General features: G+C 62.6%; 5 protein-coding genes and 1 pseudogene. 4 read left to right on the top strand and 2 right to left on the bottom strand.

Going from position 1 to position 5,445, the window contains the following annotated elements:
* Nucleotides 1–81: 81 nt before the first annotated feature.
* A pseudogene (locus tag ENZ75_RS19380) lies at nucleotides 82–788 on the top strand (ABC transporter permease subunit).
* A gap of 5 nt (nucleotides 789–793) precedes the next feature.
* Nucleotides 794–1,525, top strand: a complete 732-nt coding sequence (locus ENZ75_RS19385; RefSeq protein WP_063170307.1) for an ABC transporter permease — start codon at nucleotides 794–796, stop codon at nucleotides 1,523–1,525.
* Between the two features lie 116 nt (nucleotides 1,526–1,641).
* On the opposite strand, the gene ENZ75_RS19390 is transcribed toward ENZ75_RS19385, so the two are convergent.
* Complete coding sequence (locus ENZ75_RS19390) at nucleotides 1,642–2,859, bottom strand: FAD-dependent oxidoreductase (protein ID WP_024503251.1); 1,218 nt, start codon at nucleotides 2,857–2,859, stop codon at nucleotides 1,642–1,644.
* Nucleotides 2,860–2,874: 15 nt separating this feature from the next.
* Nucleotides 2,875–3,639, bottom strand: coding sequence for an HpcH/HpaI aldolase/citrate lyase family protein (locus ENZ75_RS19395; RefSeq protein ID WP_063168720.1), 765 nt, complete (start codon nucleotides 3,637–3,639; stop codon nucleotides 2,875–2,877).
* Between the two features lie 118 nt (nucleotides 3,640–3,757).
* Between ENZ75_RS19395 and ENZ75_RS19400 the strand changes: the two genes are divergently transcribed.
* Together ENZ75_RS19400 and ENZ75_RS19405 are read left to right on the top strand one after the other, a co-directional pair.
* Nucleotides 3,758–4,648: a 2-hydroxy-3-oxopropionate reductase gene (locus ENZ75_RS19400; RefSeq protein WP_063168721.1), complete on the top strand. Its 891-nt coding sequence runs from the start codon at nucleotides 3,758–3,760 to the stop codon at nucleotides 4,646–4,648.
* A 5-nt stretch (nucleotides 4,649–4,653) separates the two neighbouring features.
* Nucleotides 4,654–5,445, top strand: a 792-nt coding sequence (locus tag ENZ75_RS19405; protein ID WP_164887870.1) for a shikimate dehydrogenase, incomplete at its 3' end; no start/stop codon positions are given.

Consider the following 5,445-nt stretch of genomic DNA (forward strand, 5'->3'; position numbering starts at 1 on the left):
CTTGTCGTGCCAATGAAGTGCATGCGCCCGGAGCTCCGGGCGCATGCACTTCATTGGCACGACAAGACTAGGGCAACTCAGATGGAATTCGGTCTCTGGCAGGTTTGGGAAGCGGGTTGGGTGACCGCCATCCTGCGTGGCGCGTCGATAACGATCCTGGTGGGTCTCGTCAGCATGGCGGCCGGGCTGGTGATCGGCATTGTCTGCGGCTTGATCAAATGGGCCCGGATATTTCCGCTCTCGCTGCTCGTTGATGCCTATACCTCGCTGGTGCGCGGCGTGCCCGAGCTGCTCATCATCTACCTCCTGTTTTTCAGTTCGGTTGAATTCGTGACCAAGGTCGTGACCGCTTTCGGCTATGCCGGGGTCGCGGAGAGCGGCTATGCGTTCGTCATCGCGGTCATCGCCATCGGCGCGATCTCCGGCGCCTATTCGACCGAGGTCGTGCGCGGGGCCCTGGGCGCGATCCCCAATGGGCATATCGAGGCCGCGCGCGCGCTCGGGCTATCGGGCGGCCGGATCTTTCGCCGCATCATCGCGCCCAGATGCTGCGCATCGCGGTTCCCGGAATCAACAACGTCTGGCAGACCACGATCAAGGACACGGCCCTGGTCTCGGTGGTCGGCCTTCAGGAGCTGATGCGCATTTCTTTCATTGGCGCCAATTCCACCCGCCACCCGTTCATCTTCTACCTGATCGCGGCTGTGGTTTATCTGGCCATTACGCTCGTCAGCCAGGCCGGGTTCGACGGCATCGAACGCCTGCTCAGGGTGAGGACGAGAAAGTAGTTATGATGGATCTCATCCAGCTAGCGGTTCCCGTCCTGCTCAAGGGCCTGTGGGTCACAGCGGCACTAACGTTCGTCTCGGTGCTGATCGGCTTCAATCTGGGCCTCGGTTTGGCGCTGATGCGACTGTCGTCGAACCGCTTCCTGTCAGGCTTTGCCAAATATTATTCCAATGTCTTTCGCGGGACGCCACTGCTGGTGCAGATTTTCCTGTTCTATTACGGGCTTGGCCAACTTTCCTCGATCAAGGACAACGCAGCTTTGTGGTGGTTGATCAGCGACGGCGCGCGCTGCGCCGTGCTGGCGCTTGCGCTGAACACGGCTGCCTACACGTCGGAGATCCTGCGCGGCGGATTGATGTCGGTTCCGGTTGGCCTCGTCGAAGCGGCGCAGGCATGCGGCATGTCGCGCATGCTGCGGTTCCGGCGCATCGAGTTTCCGCTCGCCATCCGCCAGGCGCTGCCGGCCTATGGCAATGAGCTCATCCTGGTCGTCAAGGGGACCAGCCTTGCCTCGACGATCACGGTGCTCGAGATCACCGGCTACGCCAAGCGGCTGATGAGCCAGACCTTCGCAATCTTCGAGATCTTCGCCATTGCCGGCGTGCTCTACCTTGTGATCAATCTGCTGTTGATCGCCATCATCCGCGCCATAGAGCGTTTCCTCATGCGCCACGAGGCCTCCTCTGGCCGAGATCTGGCAGCGCCGCAACCAAATCGATCGACCGTGGGTTCGTGACGCCCCTGCTAAGATAGAGCGATCCGAGCGAGTAGTTTTCACGACGTCTCTGACTAAAATGCAATTTCATTGGACGCTGAATGCCCGAGATAAAATGGGTGACCGATCGTCTCGCTTTAGATCACTGCTTCCTCGAGAAACGGCTCGTTGCGATCTATGCGCTCGTAACAGAACGGCGAAAGATCGAGCGTCTGGAAAGCCCCGTGAACGATAAGTTCTGAAACGGCGCGGCCCACGGCTGGCGACTGTTGCAGCCCGTGCCCCGAGAAGCCGTTGGCAAACATGAAATTGGTCACCTGCGGGTGGAAGCCGACGATGCCGTTGTGGTCGAGCATGTTGTACTCGTAGTGGCCGGTCCAACTGGTCTGGACCTTGAGTGCGTCGAAAGACGGAATGCGGTGCCAGAGTGCCGGCCAGATGTAGTCGTCGAACTCTTCATGGTGCATTTCAAAGTCGTCGTAGCCGGCCGGTCCGTCGCCTTGCGGCGTGTTGCCGGTGAGAAAAAGCTCGCCTTCGGGACGCACGAATGTTCCGGAAAGGTCGATGACATTGGGCATCCGGCCGGGGATCGGGTTGGCGCTGGCGAAGACGAAGCTGTAGCGCTTGTAGGGCGCGACCGGGATCGACAGGCCGGCCATGGCGGCCACCTGCTGAGCGCGCGGGCCCGCGGCGTTGACCAATGTTCCGCAGGCAACCGTCTGTCCGGTCGCGAGGCGCACCGAGATGACCCGCCCATCGGCGATGTCCAGCCCTGTCACGGCATTGTCAATATACTCGACGCCGCTGGCGCGGGCTGCGCGGCGGAAACCGTTCATCAGCCCCACGGAATCGAACCAGCCCTCTTCCCTGGCCCCCCAGGAACCGCCACCGAGATCCTCCACATTGAGCCAGGGGAAGCGATCCTTCAGCGGGCCCGGCTCAAGAAACACCGTGTGGGCCCCAAAACTGCGTTGCAGATCGACGCGCTCGCGGGCCGCTTTGACGCCGTCGGGTGAACAGCAGTAAAGATACCCATGCTCCTTGAAGCCGAGGTCGGGCGCCGGTTCGTCCTTGTAGAAAGGTGCCATACGCTCCTGAAATCCGCGGATGACCTCGATGCCGAACTGGCTGATCTTCACATTGATCGGATTGGAATATTGCTGCCGGATCGCACTGGTGGAGAGCGCCGTCGACGAGAATTCGTAGCTCGAGTCGCGTTCGACCACGAGGATCGAGGCGCCGCTGCCCAGCGCCTGGCTCAGCCAGTAGGCCGTGGACGAACCGATGACGGCGCCGCCGACGATGACGATGTCGTAGGCGGTGCGTGACGGCGCTTTGTACCGGGGGATCGGCATGGCTGTATCTCCGGTCTACTGAGTGAACGAAGCGACCAAGGCATCCGAGCCCCGCGCCAGCAGGCCGAGGTCGGAACCAACGGCAACCATGGTGAAGCCGTCGGCGAGGTAGCGGTCGGCATCGGTCTTTGCGGGAGCCAGGATCCCGCTGGCCTTGCCTGCCGCCGTTGCCGCCTTGCGCACCGAGGCGATCGCTTCTTGAACGTGTGCGGCCCCGGGATTGCCCATCGCACCCATATTGGTGGAAAGGTCGCCGGGTCCGACGAAGAGAACGTCGACGCCGTCCACTGCCGCAATTTCCGCGGCATTGGCGACGCCTAATTCATCCTCGATCTGTACGGCGAGAAGCTGCTGCTCACGCGCCTTGGCGTGGTAACCGGCGATGCGACCGAAGCCGTTGGCACGGTGACCGACCGAGAAGCCGCGAAATCCACCAGGCGCATATGTCATAGCCGCGACAATGGCGCGGGCCTGATCGGCCGTCCGCACATTGGGGATCATCAGGCTGCGCGCACCGATATCCAGGGCCTGCTTGATCAGATTGGGATCGTCGGAAGGCAGCCTGACGACGGCCTCGCTGTCGAAGCCGCCCATGACCTGCAACTGGGCCATGATGCTGCGCAGATGATTGGGGCTATGCTCGCCATCGATCAGCAGCCAGCCGGCGCCGGAGCCCGCGACAATTTCCGTCGTCAGGGCCGAAGCCAGCGAGCACCAGATGCCGATATGGGTCCGGCCGGCCGACACGGCAGCCTTCAGCGTGTTGAGGCGCTCTTGCATTTTGCGGTCGGTCTCCGATGAGCGAAAGGACGTTGAAATTTGTATGATGTCCTATATCATACGGCAATAATTTGCTGCAAGATGCAATACGCACCAACCTTCGTACAGGGGTTCAAGAATGAAGATCGGGTTCATCGGGCTCGGTGTGATGGGAGCACCGATGGCGCACCATCTCGTCGACGCGGGACATGAGATCTTCACGGTCCTGAACCGCTCCCCTCTGCCGAAGGACCTTAGGGCATCGGTCGTCGCCTCTCCTGGCGATGTGGCGCGGATGTCCGAGATCATCGTGACCATGCTGCCCGACACGCCAGATGTGGAGCGTGTCCTGCTTGGAGGAAACGGCGTCCTGGAGGGGCTGTCGGCCGATAAGCTGGTCATCGACATGAGCTCGATCAGCCCTATCGCCACTGCGGAATTCGCAGCGAAACTGCGGCAAGCGGGAGCCGGCTACCTCGACGCCCCGGTCTCGGGCGGTGAGGTCGGCGCCAAGGCGGCGAGCCTCACCATCATGGTCGGCGGGCCGACCGCAGAGTTCGAGCGCGCGCTGCCGATCTTTCGGACGCTGGGCAAGAACATCACCTTGATCGGCGAGCACAATGGCGCCGGCCAGACCTGCAAGATCGCAAATCAGATCATCGTCGCGCTCAACATAGAGGCCGTGGCGGAAGCGCTCGTCTTTGCCAGCAAGGCCGGTTGCGACGCGGCAAAGGTGCGCGCCGCGCTGATGGGCGGCTTTGCCTCGTCCCGCGTGCTGGAGGTGCATGGCGAGCGCATGATCGCCCGGACCTTCGCCCCGGGCTTTCGCATGCGGCTTCACCAGAAGGATCTCAACCTCGCGCTCGAAAGCGCCCGCGCGCTTGGCGTCTCGCTGCCGAACACCGCGATGGCGCAACAACTGATGAGCGCCTGCTCAGCCCGACCAGGCGGCGCGGAGGCCGACCACTCGTCCCTCGTCCAGGCGCTGGAGATCCTCAGCGGCCACGAACTGTCAAAAGAAAAGGAGTAAAACCGATGCGCGGAACCGGCAAGGCCGAGATCTTCGTGATGCTGGCCCATCCCGTGGCCCATGCCAAGAGCCCCGGCATATTCAACGAGATCTTCGAGCAGAAGGGCCTCGACAGCCTCATGGTGCCCTTGAGCTGCCGCCCGGAGGATTTCGAGGCCTTCTGGGCCGGCATTACGGCAGCCGAGAATATCAGGGGCGTGATCATCTCGGTGCCGTACAAGGTTGCGGTCTATCACAAATGCACCGCCGCTCACGACCGCGCCGCGAGGGTGCAGAGCGCCAATTCCGTGCGCCGGCTGCCCGATGGCAGCTGGTACGCCGACAATTTCGACGGCGTCGGCTTTATCGATGGCCTCAAGGCAGGCGGACATGAGATTGCCGGCCGCCGCATCCTTCAGGTCGGCGCCGGCGGCGCCGGCGCGTCCCTGGCCTATTGTCTCGCCGAAGCCGGTGCCGAGGAAATCCGCTTGGCCGACATCGATACCGGTCGCGCCGAAAAACTGGCGGCGCTGGTCGCGCAGGTCTTCCCGAAATGCCGCATCCAGGTTGGAGAGGCCGAGCCTTCCGGCATGCATATGGCGATCAACGCCACGCCGGTCGGCATGCACGCCGGCGACCCGCTGCCGCTGGATGTGAGCCGGCTGACCCCGGACATGACGGTCGTCGACATCATCATGGAGCCCGCCGAGACCCCCCTGCTAAAGGCGGCGAAAGAGATTGGCTGCCGCATTCAGCCGGGGCGCCCGATGATGGATTTCCAGGTCCGGGCCATGTCCGAATTCTTCGACATCGAAGGC

The sequence above is a fragment of the Mesorhizobium sp. M7A.F.Ca.CA.002.04.1.1 genome, assembly GCF_004022805.1.
In the GTDB taxonomy this organism is placed as follows: Bacteria; Pseudomonadota; Alphaproteobacteria; order Rhizobiales; family Rhizobiaceae; genus Mesorhizobium; species Mesorhizobium ciceri.